The sequence below is a fragment of the Micropruina sp. genome, from assembly GCF_047606365.1.
In the GTDB taxonomy this organism is placed as follows: Bacteria; Actinomycetota; Actinomycetes; order Propionibacteriales; family Propionibacteriaceae; genus Micropruina.
In genome coordinates this window covers 46,346-66,810 of sequence record NZ_JASGEN010000135.1, presented here as the reverse complement: position 1 = coordinate 66,810, position 20,465 = coordinate 46,346, and the positions used below count along the sequence as shown (strand labels likewise).

At 69.9% G+C, this 20,465-nt stretch carries 20 protein-coding genes; 13 read left to right on the top strand and 7 right to left on the bottom strand.

Features of this window, described 5'->3' with window-relative positions; genetic code table 11:
* From QM624_RS15910 to QM624_RS15865, 10 genes are all read left to right on the top strand, one after another.
* A partial coding sequence (locus QM624_RS15910) for a TetR family transcriptional regulator C-terminal domain-containing protein (RefSeq protein ID WP_415093555.1) occupies nt 1-474 on the top strand: 474 nt, incomplete at its 5' end.
* Nucleotides 475-594: 120 nt separating this feature from the next.
* Nucleotides 595-1,647 carry a DMT family transporter gene (locus tag QM624_RS15905; protein WP_415093553.1) on the top strand — a complete coding sequence of 351 codons (1,053 nt, stop codon included), beginning with the start codon at nt 595-597 and terminating at the stop codon, nt 1,645-1,647.
* Between the two features lie 124 nt (nt 1,648-1,771).
* A complete protein-coding gene (locus QM624_RS15900) occupies nt 1,772-2,659 on the top strand; it encodes a fructose bisphosphate aldolase (protein WP_415093551.1) in 888 nt (295 codons plus the stop codon).
* Nucleotides 2,660-2,671: 12 nt separating this feature from the next.
* Nucleotides 2,672-2,968, top strand: coding sequence for a hypothetical protein (locus tag QM624_RS15895; protein WP_415093549.1), 297 nt, complete (start codon nt 2,672-2,674; stop codon nt 2,966-2,968).
* Nucleotides 2,965-4,062 (top strand): FecCD family ABC transporter permease, encoded by a 1,098-nt coding sequence (locus QM624_RS15890; RefSeq protein ID WP_415093547.1) that lies wholly within the window; start codon nt 2,965-2,967, stop codon nt 4,060-4,062. The genes QM624_RS15895 and QM624_RS15890 overlap by 4 nt, the downstream gene beginning before the upstream one ends.
* Nucleotides 4,059-4,874, top strand: coding sequence for an ABC transporter ATP-binding protein (locus tag QM624_RS15885; protein ID WP_415093545.1), 816 nt, complete (start codon nt 4,059-4,061; stop codon nt 4,872-4,874). The genes QM624_RS15890 and QM624_RS15885 overlap by 4 nt, the downstream gene beginning before the upstream one ends.
* The gene (locus QM624_RS15880) at nt 4,871-5,833 is read left to right on the top strand and encodes an ABC transporter substrate-binding protein (protein WP_415093543.1); all 963 of its coding nucleotides are present in this window, start codon (nt 4,871-4,873) and stop codon (nt 5,831-5,833) included. Before QM624_RS15885 ends, QM624_RS15880 begins: the two co-directional genes overlap by 4 nt.
* Nucleotides 5,834-6,170: 337 nt before the next feature.
* Nucleotides 6,171-7,115, top strand: coding sequence for a metal ABC transporter solute-binding protein, Zn/Mn family (locus tag QM624_RS15875; RefSeq protein ID WP_415093541.1), 945 nt, complete (start codon nt 6,171-6,173; stop codon nt 7,113-7,115).
* An 8-nt stretch (nt 7,116-7,123) separates the two neighbouring features.
* Nucleotides 7,124-8,005: a metal ABC transporter ATP-binding protein gene (locus QM624_RS15870; protein ID WP_415093557.1), complete on the top strand. Its 882-nt coding sequence runs from the start codon at nt 7,124-7,126 to the stop codon at nt 8,003-8,005.
* Nucleotides 8,002-8,901, top strand: coding sequence for a metal ABC transporter permease (locus QM624_RS15865; RefSeq protein ID WP_415093539.1), 900 nt, complete (start codon nt 8,002-8,004; stop codon nt 8,899-8,901). The genes QM624_RS15870 and QM624_RS15865 overlap by 4 nt, the downstream gene beginning before the upstream one ends.
* 292 nt (nt 8,902-9,193) lie before the next feature.
* Here QM624_RS15865 and QM624_RS15860 read toward each other — a convergent pair whose 3' ends face one another.
* From QM624_RS15860 to map, 5 genes are all read right to left on the bottom strand, one after another.
* The gene (locus tag QM624_RS15860; protein WP_415093537.1) at nt 9,194-10,429 is read right to left on the bottom strand and encodes an MFS transporter; all 1,236 of its coding nucleotides are present in this window, start codon (nt 10,427-10,429) and stop codon (nt 9,194-9,196) included.
* Nucleotides 10,430-10,437: 8 nt separating this feature from the next.
* Nucleotides 10,438-11,457, bottom strand: coding sequence for a CobW family GTP-binding protein (locus QM624_RS15855; protein ID WP_415093535.1), 1,020 nt, complete (start codon nt 11,455-11,457; stop codon nt 10,438-10,440).
* Nucleotides 11,457-12,179 (bottom strand): class I SAM-dependent methyltransferase, encoded by a 723-nt coding sequence (locus QM624_RS15850; protein ID WP_415093533.1) that lies wholly within the window; start codon nt 12,177-12,179, stop codon nt 11,457-11,459. The genes QM624_RS15855 and QM624_RS15850 overlap by 1 nt, the downstream gene beginning before the upstream one ends.
* A gap of 204 nt (nt 12,180-12,383) precedes the next feature.
* On the bottom strand, nt 12,384-13,274 hold the full coding sequence (locus QM624_RS15845) for a DUF2510 domain-containing protein (protein ID WP_415093531.1): 891 nt from the start codon (nt 13,272-13,274) through the stop codon (nt 12,384-12,386).
* Nucleotides 13,275-13,407: 133 nt separating this feature from the next.
* Nucleotides 13,408-14,256 (bottom strand): type I methionyl aminopeptidase, encoded by an 849-nt coding sequence (gene map / locus QM624_RS15840; protein WP_415093529.1) that lies wholly within the window; start codon nt 14,254-14,256, stop codon nt 13,408-13,410.
* 88 nt (nt 14,257-14,344) lie between these two features.
* Here map and QM624_RS15835 point away from each other — a divergent pair, with 88 nt between their 5' ends.
* Nucleotides 14,345-14,488, top strand: a complete 144-nt coding sequence (locus QM624_RS15835) for a hypothetical protein (protein WP_415093527.1) — start codon at nt 14,345-14,347, stop codon at nt 14,486-14,488.
* A 54-nt stretch (nt 14,489-14,542) separates the two neighbouring features.
* On the top strand, nt 14,543-15,880 hold the full coding sequence (locus QM624_RS15830; RefSeq protein ID WP_415093525.1) for a glutamine synthetase family protein: 1,338 nt from the start codon (nt 14,543-14,545) through the stop codon (nt 15,878-15,880).
* 103 nt (nt 15,881-15,983) lie between these two features.
* Here the strand turns inward: QM624_RS15830 and QM624_RS15825 are convergent, their stop codons facing one another.
* Entirely contained in the window at nt 15,984-16,667 is a 684-nt protein-coding gene (locus QM624_RS15825) for a suppressor of fused domain protein (protein WP_415093523.1), read from the bottom strand.
* Between the two features lie 85 nt (nt 16,668-16,752).
* Nucleotides 16,753-17,151 (bottom strand): sterol carrier family protein, encoded by a 399-nt coding sequence (locus QM624_RS15820; RefSeq protein WP_415093521.1) that lies wholly within the window; start codon nt 17,149-17,151, stop codon nt 16,753-16,755.
* 24 nt (nt 17,152-17,175) lie between these two features.
* Here QM624_RS15820 and QM624_RS15815 point away from each other — a divergent pair, with 24 nt between their 5' ends.
* A complete protein-coding gene (locus QM624_RS15815) occupies nt 17,176-20,136 on the top strand; it encodes a bifunctional [glutamine synthetase] adenylyltransferase/[glutamine synthetase]-adenylyl-L-tyrosine phosphorylase (RefSeq protein ID WP_415093519.1) in 2,961 nt (986 codons plus the stop codon).
* The last annotated feature ends 329 nt before the right edge of the window (nt 20,137-20,465 follow it).

The window sequence follows — 20,465 nt, the reverse complement described above, 5'->3', positions numbered from 1 at the left end:
TTCGGCGACAAGCGCACCCTGTTCGACGAGGCCGTCGCGGTGTACGACCGCAGATACGGCGGCTTCATCCGGGCTGCTCTCGACCAGGAGGCCACCGCCGTCGTGGCGATGCGCCGCATCCTCGCCGAAGCCCCGGCGAGGTACACGCGGCGAGGGCTGCCACGGGGATGTCTGGTCCGCTGCGGCGACGTCGGCACCGAGGACGCGCAGGTGCGGGCGTCGTTGTCCCGGATGCGCCAGGAGAACGCAGACCAGCTCAGAAACAAGATCGAAGCGGACGTGGTCGCCGGGGTACTCCCGGACGGCATCGACGCCGCCGGGTTGGCCGGTTACGTTCTGGCCGTGCTCAACGGCATGGTTCTGCAAGCGCGCGACGGTGCCACACGGCAGGATCTGGAGAAGGTCGTCGGCCTCGCGAAAGCGGCGCTCCCGGCGGTGACCGCCTCGCTCGAAGGCGACGTACCGAGCGCCTAGCGCCGGCGAGCAGCACTACTCGGGTTGTGGGCCGGCGACCATGGCCAACCGGACCCGCTCTCCGGTGACCTACCCTTCCGACGCTTGCCCGCCCGGCCGGACGGGCGAGAGCATCGGGGAGTGAGTTCGGGCATCATCCGCAACGCGGGCGTGCAGGCGGGGATCGCCGCCGCCGTGCTGTTCGGCGCCGGCACGCCGGCCGCGAAGCTGCTGCTGGGTGAGGTGTCGCCCTGGCTGCTGGCGGGGCTGTTGTACGCCGGGTCGGGGCTGGGCCTCGGTCTCTACCGCATTGTCCGGCGGTTGCCGCGCGTCCGGCTCGCGCCGCAGGAGCGGCTGCCGCTCGCGGGCGCGGTGTTGTTCGGCGGTGTGCTCGGCCCGGTGCTGCTGATGGCCGGGCTGGCCGGCATGCCGGCCTCGGGTGCTTCGCTGCTGCTGAACGCCGAGGGGGTGTTCACCGCGCTGCTGGCCTGGTTCGTGTTCGGCGAGAACGTCGACCGCCGGATCGCGCTGGGCATGGCGGCCATCGTCGGCGGCGCCGTGGTGCTCGCCGTCCCCACCGGAGGGGTCGAGTTCGGTTCGGGCTGGTCGTCGCTGGTCGTGCTCGGCGCCTGCCTGTGCTGGGGGATCGACAACAACCTGACCCGTAAGGTCGCACTCACCGACGCCACCTGGCTGGCGGCCGTCAAGGGTGCTGTGGCCGGTCCGGTCAACCTGGTTTTGGCTTTCCTGCTCGGCGCGACCATGCCGCCGGTGGCGAGCGTGGTCGCCGCGATGGGGGTGGGGTTGGCGGCTTACGGGGTCAGCCTGGTGTTGTTCATCGTGGCGCTGCGGCAGGTCGGGACGGCCCGAGCCGGCGCCTATTTCTCGGTGGCGCCGTTCTTCGGTGCGGTCGTGGCGCTTGCGCTGGGCGAGCCGCTGACGGCTCCGCTGCTGGTGGCGGCCGTATTGATGGCGCTCGGCGTGTGGCTGCATCTGAGTGAGCGGCACGAGCACGAACACAGCCATGAGGCGGTGCGGCACGACCATTGGCACCGGCACGACGACGGCCACCATGATCATCCGCACGCCGAACCGGTGGCGAGCGGAACCTGGCACCGTCACGAGCACGTCCATGCGCCGGTCACCCACACGCATCCGCACTTCCCGGACGCGTATCACCGGCACACGCACTGACCGGGCCGGGCTGCGCAAGGGGTGCCCGCCAAATCTCAGACGAGAATGAGAATCAATCGCTATTAGGTTAGCCTGGTGAGGACCCCGCGACCGAGCCGGCGAGAGCCGACCAAGGAGGCTGTTCATGTCCGATCCGCAGATGCTGGCCCGCTTCGAAACCGGGGCCGGCTTCATCGCCGCCCTGGACCAGAGCGGCGGCAGCACCCCGAAGGCGCTGAAGTCCTACGGCATCGACGAATCCGCCTACTCCACCGACGCCGAGATGTACGACCTGATCCAGGCCGCCCGCGCCCGGATCATCACCAGCGCCGCCTTCACCAGCGACCGGATCCTCGGCGCGATCCTGTTCGAGGCAACCCTCGACCGGCAGATCGACGGCGAGGGTGTGGCTGCCTACCTGTGGCAGCGCAAGGGCATCGTCCCGTTCGTCAAGATCGACAAGGGCCTGGCCGACCAGGCCGACGACGTCCAGCTGATGCGCGACATGCCCGGCCTGGACGAGCTGCTCGCCAACGCCCGCGGCCTCGGTGTCTTCGGCACCAAGGAGCGCTCGGTGATCCACGCCGCGAACCCCGCCGGTATCGACGCGATCGTCGACCAGCAGTTCGCGGTCGGACGCCAGGTGCTGGCGGCCGGGCTGATGCCGATCCTGGAGCCCGAGGTGAACATCAATGCCGCCGACAAGGCCGAGGCTGAAACCCTGCTGAAGGCGGCGATCCTGGCTCGGCTGAGCGGCCTGGGCGAGCAGAAGGTCGCGCTCAAGCTGTCCATTCCGAGCGTCGACGGCTTCTACACCGAACTGATCGAGCACCCGAATATCGCCCGGGTGGTCGCCCTGTCCGGCGGCTACAGCCGCGACGAGGCGAACCATCGGCTGGCCCGGAATCCGGGCCTGATCGCCAGCTTCAGCCGCGCCCTGCTCGATGGCCTGACCGCGCAGCAGAGTGACGACGAGTTCGATGCCACCCTGGCGGCCACCAGCGAGTCGATCTATGCCGCCTCGGTGGCCTGACCGGTCTCGCCGATGAGCGCCGGTCAGCGTTGGGTGAGCGACGCCCAGTATCGCTGCATTCGGTCCGGACTACGGGTGTTGTCCGCCTGGACGCGATCCACGCGCGACCCGGAAGCGGCACTGGCCCGGGCCCTGCGCTATGAACCCGACGGTGGCCAGGTCGTGGTCGGCCTGGCCACCGTGGCCCGACTGCTGGCGATGGAACTGGCGGCCACCACCGGCGTCACCGAGCGCGAGGTGCTGGAGCGGACCGGTGCCACGGTCGAACAGCTGCAGTACGCGGCGTCCCCGAAATCGGGCGCCGAATGACGCCGTCCCGGGCGGTCGTCTTCACCGGGGTGAACCACACCGATGAGCCACCCGCGGTGGTACCCCGGCTGCCGGCCTTCGGGCTGATGCTCACCGGGCTGACGGTGGCGGTGATCGTGCTGGCCCTGGTGTCGGTGTCCATCGGCTCGGTGCCGATCTCGCTGGCGGACGTCTGGCGGATCGTCGCCGGCCACCTCGGTGTCGGCAGCACTGTGGGGAGCGACCTGGTGGCCGACCAGATCGTCTGGACGGTGCGCATTCCGCGGACCCTGCTGGCCGTTCTGGTCGGTGCCGGGCTCGGTGTCGCCGGCACCGTGATCCAGGCGGTGGTGCGCAACCCGCTCGGCGACCCGCAGTTGATCGGCGTCACGCCCGGCGCCGGCTTCGGGGCGGTGCTGGTGATCGTGCTGGGCAGCGACGCGGTGGGTGGCGCGCCGTTGGCGGCGGCCGCGTTCGGCGGGGCGCTGCTGGCCTTCGCCATCGTCTTCCTGCTCGGACGCCGCGGCGGCGAATGGCCGCCGGCCCGGCTGGTGCTGGCCGGCGTCGCGGTCGGCTACGTGTTCTCGTCCGCCACCTACTTCCTGCAGATCCTGGCCACGCCGACCCAGGTGCAGCGGGTGCTCTACTGGTCGCTGGGCAGCGTCTCCGGCGCGCAGTGGCGCGACCTGCCGCTGCTCACCGCGGTCGTGCTGCTCGGCGCCGGCTGGCTGGTGATCGCCGGCGGACGGCTCAACGCGCTGGTCTCCGGCGCCGACCTGGCCCGCTCGCTGGGCGTCGACGTCGGCCGCTTCCAACTGCAGCTGATGCTGCTGGCCGCACTGGTCACCGGATGCGTGGTGACGGTCTCCGGCGGCATCGGTTTCGTCGGTCTGATGGTGCCGCACATCGCCCGGCAGTTGGTCGGCGCCGACCCCCCCCGGGTGCAGCCCTGCGCGCGGGTGATCGGGGCGGCGGTGCTGCTGGTCGCCGACCTGATCGCCCGGCTGGTGCTGGCACCCGCCGAACTCCCGGTCGGTGTGGTCACCGCCGCCATCGGGGCGCCCTTCTTCGTCTGGCTGCTCGCTGGCGGACGCCGTGGAGTGCGGGCCCGATGAGGGTCGATGTCGAGGGACTGCGGGTCGACCTGGCCGGACGCCGCATCCTGCACGACGCCGCACTGGCGGCCGCCGACGGCGAGTTCGTCGGGCTGGTCGGACCCAACGGTTCGGGCAAGACCACGCTGCTGCGCAGCGTCTACCGGGCGCTGCGTCCGGCTTCCGGGGTGGTCGCGGTGGGCGGCGACGAGGTCTGGCAGTTGCCCGCCCGCGAGGCGGCCCGCCGCACCGCCGCGGTGTTGCAGGACGACGTCCCCGACTTCGAGTTCTGTGTCCGCGAAGTGGTCGAGCTCGGCCGGGTGCCGCACCTGGGGCGGCTGGAGCGGCTCCGCGACGACGACCGTGAGGCGGTGGACCAGGCGCTGGCCACCGCCGGGGTGTCGCACCTGGCCGAGCGCGGCGTCGGCACCCTGTCCGGCGGCGAGCGGCAACGGGTGTTCGTGGCCCGCGCGCTGGCTCAGGCCACCCCGGTGATCGTCCTCGACGAGCCGACCAACCACCTCGACATCCGCGCCCAGGTGGAGCTGCTCGAACTGCTCCGCTCGCTGCCGGTCACCGTGCTCGCCGCCCTGCACGACCTGAACCTGGCCGCCGCGTACTGCGACCGCGTCCTGGTGCTGGCCGGCGGACGGGTGGTCGCCGACGGCGCCACCGACCAGGTGCTCACCCCGGAGCTGATCGGCTCGGTCTACGGCGTCGCCGTCCATCGCGGCATCAACCCGCTGACCGGACGCCCGGCGCTCAGCTATGCACCCTCACCCGGGCCGGCCACCGTGGCCGCGCCCGTCACTGTCGAAAGGGACAACAGATGAAGCTCCTCCTCCGCTCCGCGGTGGCGACCGCCGTGTCGCTGGCTGCGGTGGCCTGCAGCAGCCCGGCGGCTCCGGTCGCGGCGTCCGCTCCGCCCTCGGCGACCGGCTACCCGGTCACGGTCAGCAGCTGCGGCCGCGACTTCAGCTACGCCAAGCCGCCCACCCGGGTGGTGCTCGGCTTCCCCGGCACCTTGGACACCCTGACCGCGCTCGGCGTCCAGGACAGCGTCCACGGCTACGTGCTCGGCTCGCTCGGCAAGCTGCCCGCGGGTGCGCCGGCCGGGATCGTCCAGGTCTCGCCCGACTACACGCCGTCCCGGGAATCGATGCTGGGCGCCCAGCCCGACCTGTTCCTCGGCAATGACGAGGGTCAGCTCACCGGCGAAGGCACGGTCAGCTACGACGACCTGGCCGGGATCGGCTCGGGCGTCTACATCATGGGCGGCTACTGCGCGAAGGCGCCCGCCGGCCGCACCCTCGACACCATCGAGGCCGACGTCACCAACCTCGGCCGCATCTTCGGCGTCGACCAGCGGGCCCGCGAACTCAACCAGGAGATCGAAACCCGGGTGGCGCGGGCCAAGGCGTCGCTGACCGGCAAGCAGCTGCGGGTCGCCTACGTGCAGTCCTACAACGGCAAGCTCTACGCCAACAGCGGCTACCCCGCGGCCACCATCATCGAAGCGCTCGGCCAGGTCAACGAGTTCGACGACCTCAAACAGAGCTGGGCCGAGATCAGCCGTGAGGACGCCCTGCACCGCAAGCCCGACGTCCTCATCGTAAACGTCTCCGACGGCAAGCCCGACGCGGCCGTCGCTGAGATCAGCAAGACCCTGGCCGGCACCAAGGCGGTCGTGGCGGGCCACCTTCTCACCGTCGACGCCGCCGATTTCGAGGCCGGCGGCGTCAGCGTGATCCGGCAACTCGAGGACGTCGCCGCCCAGCTGGCGAAGCTGTAACGAACCCCGCTGGTTGAGCTTGTCGAAACCCGCGCGCCGTCGATCGAGCGGACCGCTGTCATCCCGGGCTTGCCCGGGATCTCAAACCGAACCGAGATCCCGGCGTCCGCCGGGGTGACCAGGCCGCCCACCGCTGGTTGAGCTTGTCGAAACCCCTCGGAGGGATCTCGACAAGCTCGATCAACGGAGGCACGCGCTGGTCCCGACAAACTCGACCGTCGAGGCGTGATCAACTACTAAGACCTGTTATGAGAGTAGTTATCATTACCGAGGAAATAGGAGCAGCAGCTGTGCCGTCCCCCAGTGGTGACCGCCGGCCCGATCAGATTGGACAACCATGAAGCTCACCCGATTCGCACTTCCGCTCGCGGCGTCGTTGGCGGGGCTCGCCCTCGTCAGCTGCTCGTCGCCCACGGCGGCGACGACCTCGCCCAGCGCCTCCGGCAGCCCGAGCGCGAGTGCGAGCACCAGCACGATCGATGTGGTCGCGTCCACCAATGTGTGGGGCGATATCGCGACGAAGGTCGGCGGTGACAAGGTGAACGTCACCTCGATCATCGACGACCCTGACAAGGATCCGCACGAGTACGAGGCGAGCGCTCAGAACCAGCTGGCGCTGTCCAAGGCGAAGGTTGTGATCGAGAACGGCGGCGGCTACGACGACTTCGTCGACACCATGCTGGCCTCGGCGAAGAACACCTCGGCCACCGTGCTCAACGCGGTCACGATCTCTGGCAAGAAGGCCGCGTCCGGTGAAGAGCTGAACGAACACGTCTGGTACGACTTCCCGACCGTCGAGAAGGTGATCGACCAGCTCCAGTCCTCGTACGCGACCATCGATCCGGCCAGCGCCGACACCTTCGCCAACAACGCCAAGCAGCTCAAGGGCTCGATCGACGCGCTGGTGAAGAAGGAAGGCGACCTGAAGGCGACTTACAACGGGCAGCCCGCTTCGATCACCGAGCCGGTGCCGCTGTACATGCTGGAGGCGATCGGCCTGAAGAACAAGACGCCCGACGCCTTCTCCGAGGCGATCGAGGAGGACTCCGACGTCGCCCCGGCGGTGCTGCGAGCCACCCTTAAGCTCTACAGCGATCACGCGGTGAAGCTGCTGGCCTACAACGAGCAGACCACCGGTGCCGAGACCGAAGCGGTGCTGAAGGCCGCCAAAGAGAACAACATCCCCGTCGTCGGCGTGACCGAGACCCTGCCCAGCGGCGAGGACTACGTCTCGTGGATGACGAAGAACCTCGACGCCATCGGTGCCGCTCTCGCGAAGTGACCACCGACATCGCAACAAAGGCCGCCTCGTCGCCAACTCCTGGCGACGAGGCGGTACTTCGCCTGCGCGGCGCCGGTCTGAGCTTCGGTGAGCGGGTGCTGTGGAGCGGCCTGGACCTGGATGTGCATGTCGGCGAGTTCATCGCCGTGCTCGGTGCGAACGGCTCGGGCAAGTCCAGCCTGCTCAAGGCGATCCTGGGCCAGGTGCGGCTGTCCGCCGGAACCGCCGAGTTCCTGGGTCAGCCGATCCGGCGCGGCAATCGCCGGATCGGCTACGTGCCGCAACAGAAACTCGCCGACGACGGCGTCCCGCTGCGCGCCCAGGACCTGGTCGGTCTCGGGGTGGACGGCCACCGCTGGGGCATTCCGCTGCCCAGCCGCCGTCGCCGCGCCACTGTCGACGCGTTGATCCGTGACGTCCATGCCGAACGCTATCGACGGGCGCCGTTGGCGATGCTCTCCGGCGGCGAGCAGCAGCGGCTGCGGATCGGGCAGGCCCTCGCCGGTGAGCCGCGGCTGTTGCTCTGCGACGAGCCGCTGCTGTCCCTTGACCTGGCCTACCAGGCGACGGTCAGCGAACTGGTCGACGCCAGCCGGCGCAGCCACCAACTCGGCGTCCTGTTCGTCACCCACGACATCAACCCGGTGCTCGGCTTCGTCGACCGGGTGCTCTACATCGCCGGTGGGCAGGTGCGGCTCGGCACGCCCGAGCAGGTGATGCGCACCGACGTGCTCAGCGAGCTCTACGGCGCCCCGGTGGACGTGCTGCGCACCCACGGGCGGATCGTCATCGTCGGCGCCCCGGACAGTCACCCCACCCATCACCACGGCCACGGCGAGGTGTCGGACGACACCGGCACCGAGGCCACGACGGAAGCGGCACGCCCATGACTCTGGCCGAGATCGACAAGGACTGGTGGTCGCAGCTGTTCGTCTTCGACCACTACGGCGAACTGCTGGCCCTGCTGCACAACTCGATCCTGGCGGGGGCGGTGCTGGGCGTCGTTGGCGGCCTGATCGGCGTTTTCGTGATCGCCCGCGACATGCCGTTCGCGGTCCACGGCATCAGCGAACTCTCCTTCGCCGGCGCCTCCGCGGGACTGCTGCTGGGCATCGGGGTGGTCGCCGGTGCGCTGGCCGGCTCGATCCTGGCCGCGCTGCTGCTCGGCGTCCTGGGCGCCCGGGCCCGTGACCGGAACTCGATCACCGCGGTGATCATGCCGTTCGGTCTGGGTCTGGGCATTCTCTGCCTGGCGCTCTACCCGGGTCGGTCGGCCAACAAATTCGGGCTGCTCACCGGGCAGATCGTGGCCATCGACGACCCGCAGATCGGGGCGCTGATCACCATCTCGGCGATCGTGGTGGCCGGGTTGTTGCTGATCTGGCGTCCGCTGTTGTTCGCCAGCACGGACGCCGACGTGGCCGCGGCGCGGGGGGTTCCGACCCGGCTGCTGTCGATCGTGTTCATGCTGCTGCTGGGTTTGGCGGTGGCGGTGTCGGTGCAGATCGTCGGCGCGCTGCTGGTGCTGTCGCTGCTGGTGACGCCGGCCGCGGCGGCGCTGCGGGTGTCGTCCTCGCCGCTGCTGGTGCCGCTGCTCAGCGTCTGTTTCGCGGTCACCTCGACCGTTGGCGGCATCCTGCTCGCCCTGGGTGGTTCGATCCCGATCAGCCCCTATGTGACGACGATCTCGTTCACCATCTACCTGGTCTGCCAGTTGATCCGGACCGTCCGCCGCCGGGGCTCACGACGGGACGCCCGCGCCCGCCAACCGCTCGCGGCGAGTTAGCACCCGAAGCGACACGCCCTCGTCGAGCCGTCCGCTCTGGTACGCGGGGACGGTTCTTTTCGTTCCAGGAGTGGTACGCGGGGACGGTTCTTTTCGTACCGAAGTTGGCGCGCAGTGGCACGGAAGAACCGCCCCTCTGCACCGTTGACTGGGACGAAAAGAACCGTCCCTCCGTACCGGGAGTGGGACGAAGAGAACCGTCCCCTCCGTACCGGGAGTGGGACGAAAAGAACCGTCCCCTCCGTACCGGGAGTGGGACGAAGAGAACCGTCCCTCCGTACCGGACGGCGGGTCAGTCCTCGACGGGGGTGAGCCGGTCCAGCCGTTCGATCCGGCGGAGGCCCATCGCCAGGCCGGCCAGCAGGCTCACCAGGACGCCGGCGGCGCAGGCCAGGAGTGCCAGCCGGATGCCGGCGGCGCCGGCGATCAGTCCGCCCAGCGCTGCGCCCAGCGGCGACCCGCCCCAGGAGATCATCCGGGCCGTCGTGTTCACCCGGGACTGCAGCCGCATCGGGGTCAGGGTCTGCCGCACCACGATGGCGTTCAGGATGACCGCGATCATCGCGGCATTGAGCAGGGCCAGCAGCACGACGCCGGCGATCCAGTCGCTGGTCAGCGCCAGGGCGATCACCAGGGCGGCGGTCACCGCCAGTCCGGCCAGCGTGATGGTGCCGACCCGGAACTGCCGCTGCAGCCGGGTCACCAGCATGCTGCCGCCGAAGCTGCCCACCGAGGCCGCCATGTACAGCACGCCCAGCCGGCTGTCGTCGTCGGTGAAGCCGAGCGCCTCGACACCGACCACCACCAACATCGCCGACACCGCACCCCCGGTGACGGCGTGCCCGAGTCCGACCAGGGTCAACACCCGGATGACGTGGTGCTCCCAGACGAACCGCAGACCTTCCGCGACGTCGGCCAGCAGCCTGGGCCGTCCGGACGCCGGGCGGACGCGGGGCAGCGGCAGCCGCGCGAGCAGCACCGCCTCCACCAGGTAGCCGACGCCGTCCAGACCCACCACCCAGGCCGGGCCGATCAGGGTGATCAGCACTCCTGCGACGCCCGGTCCGGCGATGCTGATCACCGTGTAGATCGCCGACTGGGACGCCGTCGCCCGGCCCACGTTCGCGCGTCCGACCAGCCGGGGCAGGGCGCCGAAGCCGGCGGCGTCGGCGAAGACGAATGCCGTCCCGACCATGAAGGCGGTGACGATCACATGCGCCGCGGTGAGCATGCCCAGCGCATGGGCGACCGAGACCGACAGCATCGCGACCCCGGCCACCGTGCTCCAGCCGGCCATCGTGCGGCGGCTGTCCCAACGATCGGCCAACGCGCCCGCGGGCAGACCGAGAATCAGATACGGAAGGGCTCCGGCCGCCGCCAATAGCCCGGTCAGGGCAGCGCTGCCGGTCAACTGGTAGATCAGCACCGGCAGCGCCACCAGGCTCATCACATTGCCGATCCAGGCGGCGATCCGCGCGCTCAGGTAGCGCGGGTAACCGGCGATGGTGCCCAGCTTCCGTTCGGTCACGGCCACTCTTACGCGCTGAGCCGGCGATAGCGCAGCAACCGGCGCAGCGCCGCAGCGGTCGGACGAGAATCGGCGGGAGCCAGTGCGTCCTCCAAACGAGCCCGGACGGCGTCGCGGTCCAGGTGCATGCCGATCGCCACCAGGGCGTCCGGCATGGATGCGGGCGCACCGTCCGTGACGTGGATCTGCCGGCCCACCAGGTTGACCAGATGGCGTCGCGGGGCGCCGGCGGTGGCCACCCGGACGCCGCCCTTGAGCCGGTAGACGTCGGCCGGCGGCTCCTCCAGCAGCCGCAGCAGCCGACCCGGATCGACCGGTTGCACGGCGCTCACCGTCACCGCGTCGGCATGGGCATGCGGATGCACATCGGCAGGCTCCGGGGGAGCGAGGTCCAGTTCCGGCTGCTGCTCGGCCACGGGCTGCCCGGACGGATCGAAGACCAGCAGCGGATCAATGCGTCCGTCCGTGGTCGCCACCAGGTGTGCCCGCGGGTTGCCCGCCCGCACCCGGGCGGCGATCCGGTCCAGCCGTCCGGCGCGCTCGGACGCCGGCACCTGGTCGATCTTGTTGATCACGGTGAGCGTCGCGGCGGCGTAGCGGGCCAGCGGCGGTCCGCCCCGGTCGACCGTTTCGAGATGGTCGGCAGCGTTGATCACGTCCACCAGGCCGCCCGGACGGACCCGGTCCACCCCGCTGAACCGCAGCAGCCGGGCCAGCGCCACCGGCTCGGCGATCCCGCTGGCCTCGACCACGATGGCGTCCAGCCCGCGCCGCGGATCGGCCAGCTTCTCCAGGGCGTCGTCCAGGCCGCCGGCGTCCGGCAGGCAACACAGGCAGCCGCCGGCGATCGAGGCCGGCTCGTCCACCTGTCCGGAGACCAGAGCCGCATCGACGTTGATCGCGCCGAAGTCGTTGACCACCACGCCGATCCGGGATCCAGGGGCGCGCAACAGATGGTTGAGCAGGGTGGTCTTGCCCGCACCCAGATAGCCGGTGAGCGCGATGACCGGGAGTCTGGTGACCGGCACTAGGCCCGCCGGAGCAACCAGTAGGTGGTGTCGGCCAGGCGTTCCATGCCGAGTCCGACCGCTGCGGCCTCGTCCGCCACCACCGCGGGAGCGGGATGGTGGTAGATATGCTCCGTGGTCTCTTCGGTGAGCACCCGTTCGCCGTCCAGGCCGAGGTACGTCATCCGCCATTGCAGCCGGTCGCCACCGGCCGGGATGGCCTCGCCGATCAGCCGGTATTCCAGTTCGCCGACCCGACTGCTGGCCATGGTGGCCGCCGGAACCGCCTCCGGCCGCTCGGGTTGCTGCAGGTCGATCAGCGCCGCGCCGCCGTCCGGCAGCCGGTCGGCGAGTTCGGCGAACACGGCCGCCCGCTCGCCCGCGTCGAAGTGACCCAGAACACCGAGCAGGATCGCTCCGCCGAGGCGTGGCGGCAATGTCGCGGCGAAGAAGTCCTCGGGCCGCACCGTGACCCGCTCGTACCAATCCGGGTGACCGGCGATCCGGGACAAACTCAGCGCCCGCATCGCCGGGCTGGGTTCGAGCGCGACCACCTGGGAGCCGGGGAGGTTCTGCAGGACCCAGGCGGTGTTCAGCCCGCTTCCGGCGCCCACGTCGAGAATCGGCCCGGCGTCCGGACGCAGCAGCGGCCGCAGTCGTTCCAGCGCCGCGACCTGTGCGGATCGCCAGGGTGCGTTCAGCAGGTCGTAGGCTCCCGCGGTTGCCGCGTAGGGGTCGCTCATCTGCCGTCCTCCCGCTGTCGAGTTCCGCTGGAGACTATAGATGATGAGAATCGTTACAAGTAGAAGGTCTGGTGGTCGAGCCTTGTCAGAACCCACCACGGGGCCCTGCCCAAAGGAAGCGCTGATCACTCCCGTCATCCCGGGCTCCGACCCGGGATCTCAGGCGGGCGAGATCCCGGAGCAAGTCCGGGATGACGTGACTGATCAGCGCTTCTCGACCTTCACCGCGCTTCGGCTGGCGTCCACCTGGCGCTGGGTCTCGTTGTCGCCGATGGTGGCGAAGGTCATCAAGGCGCTGCGCGAGCCGTCCGTGTGCTGCACGACGACCACATTGACGTTGTCACCCGGAATGGAGCCGAGGTAGTCGATCCGGACCTCGTAGCGCAGCTCCCAGGCATCCAGACCGTCCAGCTGGATCGCCTTGCTGCTCTTCATGACCAGCTTCCCGCGGCCGTCGTTGTAGAAGCGGCCCACCGAGTCGTCGGCGATCGCATCAGCCTGCTCCTTGAGTGAGCCGACCCTGGAGCGGGGTTGGATGCCGGCCAGGATGACCTCGCTGACCCACGCTCCGGTGATCCGGCGTTGCAGGCCGGTGGCGCAGATGCCCCACGGAATGGTCCGGACGGCGTTGACGCTCCAGCGCGAGTCACGGATCACCGGCACGCTGAGACCGCCACCGAAGAGCCGTCCGTTCACCACCGCGGTGTCGTAGCGCGGGCAGGGCAGGCTGGTTTCCGGACGCGACGGCGTCGGGGTGGGGGTGGGTGTCCGCGTCGGAGTGGGTGTGGGAGTCCGGCTCGGCGTGGGGGTGCTGTTCTCGTCCCAGGCCGAGACGGTCGGAGCCGGCGGTACGGGCCCGCTGCTGCTCGCCGACGGGCCTCCGCCGAACAGCGAGGGCAGGGTGAATGCCGCGATCAGCGCGAGCACGACCACGCCGGCGATGATCGCCCAGAGCATGGCCGGGTTCCGGCCACCCGGCCCGGACGGCGCACCGCCCGGATTCGCCGACAGCTGCTGGGTCCACGCCGAACCGTCCCAGTAGCGGAACATGCCCTGCTGTCCGCCCGGATCGGGGTACCAGCCCGGTTGTGCCATCACCGGCCTCCTTGTCGACTGCTGATCCACCCAGCCATCCGCCGTTGAGCTTGGCGAAGCCCGTGGGTTGAGCTTGTTGAAACCCTGTCAGAGTGGACCAAGCCGGGGTCTCGACAGGCTGGACCGGCGGAGGTCAGGGGACGGTCAGCACTTCGGCGCCGTCGGCGGTGACCACCAGGGACTGCTCGAACTGGGCGCACCGGCTGCCGTCGTTGGTGACGACCGTCCAGCCGTCGTCCCACAGGTGCGAGCGGTAATCGCCCAGGGTGAGCATCGGTTCGATGGTGAACGTCATGCCCGGCTGCATCACGGTGGTCAGCGACGGCTCGTCGTAGTGCGGAATGACCAGGCCCGAGTGGAAGGCGGTGTGCACGCCGTGCCCGGTGTAGTCGCGGACGACGCCGTACCCGAAGCGTTTCGCGTAGGCCTCGATGACCCGTCCGATCACGTTGACCTGACGGCCCGGACGGACGGCCTTGATGGCCCGGTTCAGCGCCTCCTGGGTGCGCGTGGTGAGGTCACGGGACGCCTGGTCGACCTCGCCACAGAAGAAGGTGCCGCAGTTGTCGCCGTGGACGCCGTCCACGAACGCGGTCACGTCGATCTTCACCAGGTCGCCGTCCTCGAGCGGACGGGTGTCGGGGATGCCGTGGCAGATCACCTCGTTCACCGAGGTGCAGATCGACTTCGGGTAGCCGCGGTAGCCGAGCGTGGAGGGGTAGGCGCCGTTGTCACACATGAACTCGTGAGCGACCCGGTCGAGTTCGTCGGTGGTCACACCGGGAGCGATCGCGTCGGCGGCGACCTGCATCGCCTGCGCCGCCAGCCGGCCCGCGACCCGCATGCGTTCGATGACGTCCGGGGTTTGCACATCGGAACCCCGGTAGCGGTCGGGGGCGGGCCGTCCCACGTAATGGGGCCGGCCGATCTCGGCGGGCACCCGACGCTGGGGCGTCTGCGGGTAAGGCTTGATCGCGGTCACGGGCGCGATCATAGTGGGGGCATCCGAGCGACGAAGGGGGCGGGCAGTGAGCGGCGACGGCTGGTACTGGTGCCTGAAGCACCACGCGGTGGAACCGTACGAGGGCTGCAAAGCCGAGGAGCGGCTGGGCCCCTATCCGACCCGGGACGAGGCTGCCGCCGCCTTGGAGAAGGTGCGGGAGCGCAACGAGCAGTGGGACCGCGAGGACGAGGAGTACGAGGAAGGTTCGTGAGCCGTCCGGCGGATGTAACCCAACTGAAACACAGCGGGCGGCAGACTAGCCGCCATGGATAAGCAGACCGAGTTCGTCCTGCGCGCCATGGAGGAGCGTGACGTCCGCTTCGTCCGGCTCTGGTTCACCGACGTGCTGGGGTTCCTGAAGTCGGTGGCGATCGCTCCCGCCGAGCTCGAGGGCGCCTTCGCCGAGGGCATCGGCTTCGACGGCTCGGCGATCCAGGGCTTCACCCGGGTCTACGAGGCCGATATGGTCGCGCACCCCGATCCGGCCACCTTCCAGTTGCTGCCCTGGCGCGGCACCACCCAGGGCACGGCGCGGATGTTCTGCGACATCCGGCTGCCCGACGGCTCGCCCGCCTTCGCCGACCCGCGTTACGTGCTGAAGCGGGCGCTGCGCAAGGCGGCCGACATGGGCTTCACCTTCTACACCCACCCCGAGATCGAGTTCTACCTGTTCAAGCAGCCCCTGGTGCCCGGCGAGCCGCCGGTGCCGGTGGATCGCTCGGGCTACTTCGATCACACCACCACCAATGCCGGCACCGATTTCCGGCGCAAGGCGATCACCCTGCTCGAACAGATGGGCATCTCGGTCGAGTTCAGCCACCACGAGGGCGGCCCGGGCCAGCAGGAGATCGACCTGCGCTACGCCGACGCGCTCACCATGGCCGACAACATCATGACCTTCCGGGTGGTGATCAAGGAGGTCGCCGCGATGCAGAACATGTTCGCCTCGTTCATGCCCAAGCCGCTGGAGAACGAGCCCGGCTCGGGCATGCACACCCACCTGTCGCTGTTCGAGGGTGACAGCAACGCCTTCTACGACGCCTCGGCCGAGTACCACCTGTCCAAGATCGGCCGGCAGTTCATCGCCGGACTGCTCCGGCATGCCGCCGAGATCGCTGCCGTCACCAACCAGTGGGTGAACTCGTACAAGCGGCTGGTCGGCGGATCCGAGGCGCCGCGCTACATCTGCTGGGGCCAGAACAACCGCTCGGCGCTGGTCCGGGTGCCGATGTACAAGCCGTCCAAGGGGGCCTCGGCCCGGGTCGAGCTGCGTTCGATCGACTCGGCGGCCAACCCGTACCTGGCCTACGCGCTGGTGCTCAACGCCGGCCTGGCCGGGATCGAGAACGACTACGAGCTGCCCGAAGGTGCCGAGGACGACGTCTGGTCGCTCACCGAGCGGCAGCGCCAGGCGCTCGGCATCAAGCCGCTGCCCCGCTCGCTGGACACCGCCATCACCCTGATGGAGAACTCCGAGCTTGCCGCCGAGACCCTCGGCGAGCACGTCTTCGACTTCGTTTTGCGCAACAAGCGGGCCGAATACGAGTCCTACCGCGCCCAGGTCACCCCCTGGGAGCTGCGGACGTCGCTGCCGTCGCTCTGACCTGCCGCCCCGCTGAGCCGTGCCCGAGGGCGCCTGCGGCCACTCGATGCGCTCATCCTGCCGACTGCAGGGAGGCTCCTGTGGTGCGGGGGCGGTGCGCGGATCAGTCCAGGTACGACGTGGTCCGGGCGAGGTCGGTGACGTACGCGCGGTTGCCGGCGGCGACCATCCGGTCGGCCAGTTCACGACACCTCTCCGGCAGCCCGGGCGTGCCGTCGGCGAGCGCCCAGTCCGACTCAGCCTGGGTGACGCCGACGAGCTGGGTGAACTCCACCCGGCCGTGCACCGTGTCGATCCCGGGCACCAGCGGATCGGGCACCGTGATGAACCCGGTGAGGGCGGATCCGCTGCCTTGCGCGATCGGCTCGTGGCGCCCGACCATCAGCTGGTAGGGATCGAACCACTTCTTCGCGGTGTAGGTGTACCGCGCGACGTTGGACAGCAGGCTGACCGCCCAGTGACACTCCTGCGGTGACGCCGATGCCACCTGCATGGTCATCTCGTAGCCCCAGCCGCTGTGCTCGCGGCCGTACTCGTCCGGATCGGTGTACTGCCAACTCATCCCGTAGCTGACCAGGTGATGGGTGCCGAACGAGGTCGGGTAGAGGCTGACCCCGTCGAGGTAGTTGTCGCCGCCGAACGACGCGCGGCTGGCGAGGTCGCTGGCCAGGTGCGGCGGATTGACGCCGGGGTAGACCCGGTCGAATGCCTCGGTGATGGCGTCCCAGCCGGGCGCCCAGTCGTCCTGGGCCTGCGCGCGCTGGCGGTACTCGTCCTCGGAGATCACCCTCGAAGGTTAGTGCTGCCCGGCGGGCGCTCTCCGGGGAAGTCGGTGCCGGGGGCTACCGAGTGCGTCTCCGCGGCTGCCGTACTTAGCTGGTGCCGGGCTGGCCTTCGGTCGGACGCAGCGGGAAGAGGGCGGACAGGTCGCTGTGCGCCCCACTGGCCCGGACGCGGTGCTCAGCCCGGCCGTCGGCCCAGCTGAGCCGTCCGGTGGCCAGCGCGAGCAGGGTGACGCCGTCGATCTCCACCACATTCGGTGGGGTGCCGCGGCGGTGGGTGCTGCCCTCGTCCAGGGCGAGCTGGATGGCGGCGTACGGCGGAACGCGCAGTTCGACGGTCCGTCCGGGGTGGTCGGCGGCGATCCTGGCGCACAGCGTCCGGACGGCGCGGGCGAGGCGGGCGGCGTCCGGGGCGTCCAGGGCGGCCAATTCGTCCAGCTCGGTCCAATTGAGTGCCTGCGGGACGCGGCGAACGGGGCGGGACGGCACGTGCCCGACGATAACATCGCGGCTATGAGCCGCATCTCGACCGCCGAGGGCAACCTGGCGCGTCTCGGTTTCGGGGATCCGCACCGGGCCGCGGCGATCCTGAACGGTTGGTACGACGACCTCGGCGACACCTGTGATCACCTGATCGCCGACATCCTGGCCAGCGCCGACCCCGACCTCGCAATCAGCGGCCTCGACCGGCTGACCGGCGAGCGTCCTGGGCTGCTGACCGCACTCTGCGCCGATCAGGGCTGGGCACGGCGGCTGATCAGCGTGCTCGGCGCCAGTGTCGCGCTCAACCAGCACCTGGGCGCGCACCCCGTCGACGCCGATGTGCTCACCGAACCACCCGGACGCCGCGACGCCGCGACCCTGCGCCACATTCTGCTGACCGCCGTCGGTGCCGACCCGGACGCCGCCGCCCCGGTCGCCGACCCCGCCCGCTCCGACGATCTGCGGGTCGCCTACCGCCGTGAGGTATTGCGGATCGCCGCCGCCGACCTGACCGCCGAGGATGCGCTCGAGGCACTGCCCGAGGTGGCCGGAGAGTTGGCCGATCTGGCCGACGCGACCGTGGAAACCGCACTGGCTCTGGCCCGTGGCGAGGTGCCCGGCTGGGAGTGCACCCGGCTCGGCATCGTGGCGCTGGGCAAGACCGGCGGCCAGGAACTCAACTACGTCAGCGATGTCGACGTGCTCTACATCGCCGAGCCGGCACTCGACGAGTCCGGCGAACCGGTCTGCGGCACCGGGCAGGCGGTGACCGTCGCCACCAAGCTGGTGGGTGCGTTGACCCGGGTCTGTTCGGCGCACACCGCGGCCGGCACGATCTGGCAGATCGACGCCGCGCTGCGTCCCGAGGGCAAGGCCGGGCCGCTGGTCCGCACCCTGTCGTCGCACACCACCTACTACCAGAAGTGGGCCAAGAACTGGGAGTTCCAGGCCATGCTGAAAGCCCGGCCGATGGCCGGTGATCTGGAGTTGGCTAGGGAATTCGTCGATATGGTCGCACCGCTGGTGTGGCATGTCGCCGAGAACGACCAGTTCGTCTCCGAGACCCAGGCGATGCGCCGCCGGGTGATCTCGCTGCTGCCGCCCCGCGAGGCCGACCGCGAGATCAAGCTCGGCGCCGGCGGTTTGCGCGACGTCGAGTTCAGCGTCCAGCTCATCCAGTTGGTGCACGGACGGGCCGACGATCGCGTCCGGCAGCGAGGCACGCTCGTAGCGCTGGAGAAACTGATCGAGTTCGGCTACGTCGGACGCACCGACGGCAAGGACCTGGACGCCGCCTACCGGTTGATGCGGCTGCTGGAGCACCGCATCCAGATGGAGAAGATGCGCCGCACCCATCTGATGCCGACCGACGAGCTGAGCCTGCGCCGGCTGGCTCGGGCAGTCGGCATCGCGGACGCCGGCGAGTTGCGGGCCCGCTGGCGTGACGCCACCCGGCGGGTGCTGGGCCTGCAGCAGCGGGTGTTCTACTCGCCGCTGCTCGAGGCGGTGGCGCGGATCCCGTCCGAGGCCGTCCGGCTGACCAGTCATGGCGCCGAGGTGCGGCTGCGGGCGCTCGGCTACGCCGATCCGAAGGCGGCGCTGCGGCACATCGAGGCACTCTCCCAGGGGTTGAGCCGGCAGGCGGAGATCCAGCGGCAGCTGCTGCCGGCGATGCTCGGCTGGTTCACCGCCGGACCCAACCCCGACCATGCGCTGCTGGCGTTCCGGCAGGTCTCCGAGGCGATGGGTCGCACCCATTGGTACCTGCGGGCGCTGCGGGACGGCGACGCGATGGCTGAGCGGCTGGCCAAGATCCTGTCCTCGAGCCGGTACACCGTCGACCTGATGATGCGGGCGCCGCAGTCGGTCGGCATGCTGGCCGACGAGGAGTCGCTGAAGCCCCGCGGCCGGGCCGACATCCTGGCTGAGATGCGGGCCTCGGTGAAGCGGCATTCCGAGCTGGAGGTGGCCGTCCAGCATGTCCGGGCCGTCCGCCGCCGCGAACTGCTGCGGATCGCGATGGCCGACCTGCTCGGCCTGATCGATCTGACCAGCGTCGGGACCGGGTTGTCGGAGCTGTTCAGCGCCACCATCGACGCCGCGCTCGAGGTGGTCCGGCGCCGGTTCGAATGGTCGCCGCGGATCGCCGTGATCGCGCTCGGCCGCTGGGGCGGCTGCGAGCTTTCCTACGCCTCGGATGCCGACGCGATCTTCGTGATTGAGGACTCCGACCGCCCGGACGCGGTGAAGATCGCCACCCAGGTGGTCTCGGAGCTGCGGTCGGTGCTGTCCAAGGCGGGTCCGGATCCGGCGCTCGACATCGACGTCGACCTGCGCCCGGAGGGTAAGGGCGGCCCGATGGTGCGTTCGCTGTCGTCATGCGTCAGCTACTACGAGCGCTGGTCGTCCACCTGGGAGGCGCAGGCGCTGCAGCGGGCCGCCCATGGTGCCGGCGACCCCGAGCTGTCGACGGCGCTGCTGCAGGCGATCGACAAGGTGCGTTACCCGGTCGGCGGGATGGCCCGCCAGCAGGTGCATGAGATTCGCAAGCTGAAGGCCCGGATGGAGGTGGAACGCATCCCGCGCGGCAGCGACCCGTTGCGCAACACCAAGCTCGGCCCGGGCGGACTCACCGACGTCGAGTGGGCCGTCCAGCTGTTGCAGCTGCAGCACGGCGACCGGCTGCCGCAGTTGCGCACCACGTCCACCCTGACCGCACTGGAAGCGGCGGAAGCTGCGGACCTGATTCCGCCCGAGGAGGCGGCTGCACTTCGGGATGCCTGGACGATGGCCAGCGGCATCCGCAACGCGATCATGCTGCTGCGTGGACGGGCTTCCGACACCATCCCGACCGACCCGCGCGAGGCGTCCGCTGTCGCCGAGCTATTGGGCTATGACAAGGGTGAATCCAGCGTCTTCCTGGACGAGTACCGTCGCCGCACCCGGCGTGCCCGGCTGGTGATGGACCACGTCTTCTGGGGCCTGGAGTAGCCACCGGCAGGTCTACTGCCAGGGAAGCGCTGATCCATTCAAGTCATCCCGGGCTCCGACCCGGGATCTCAGTCGGGAGAGATCCGGATCAAGGTCCGGGATGACATGGAGGGGCTTGATCAGCGCATCCCCGGCGGATCACGGCTCTCACACTCGCCTCCGGCCCTGGCTCTCCGGCAGGGGTCTCCTGCGTCAAGGTGGATTGCGGGCAGGCTCATGGCTGACTCGACGTGCGGGTCTATGGCTGATCCGACGTCAGGGGGTGCGTCGATCGCGCGATCGACCACAGCGTTCGGGTTCTGCCCACAGCTTTCGGCATATTTCCCGAA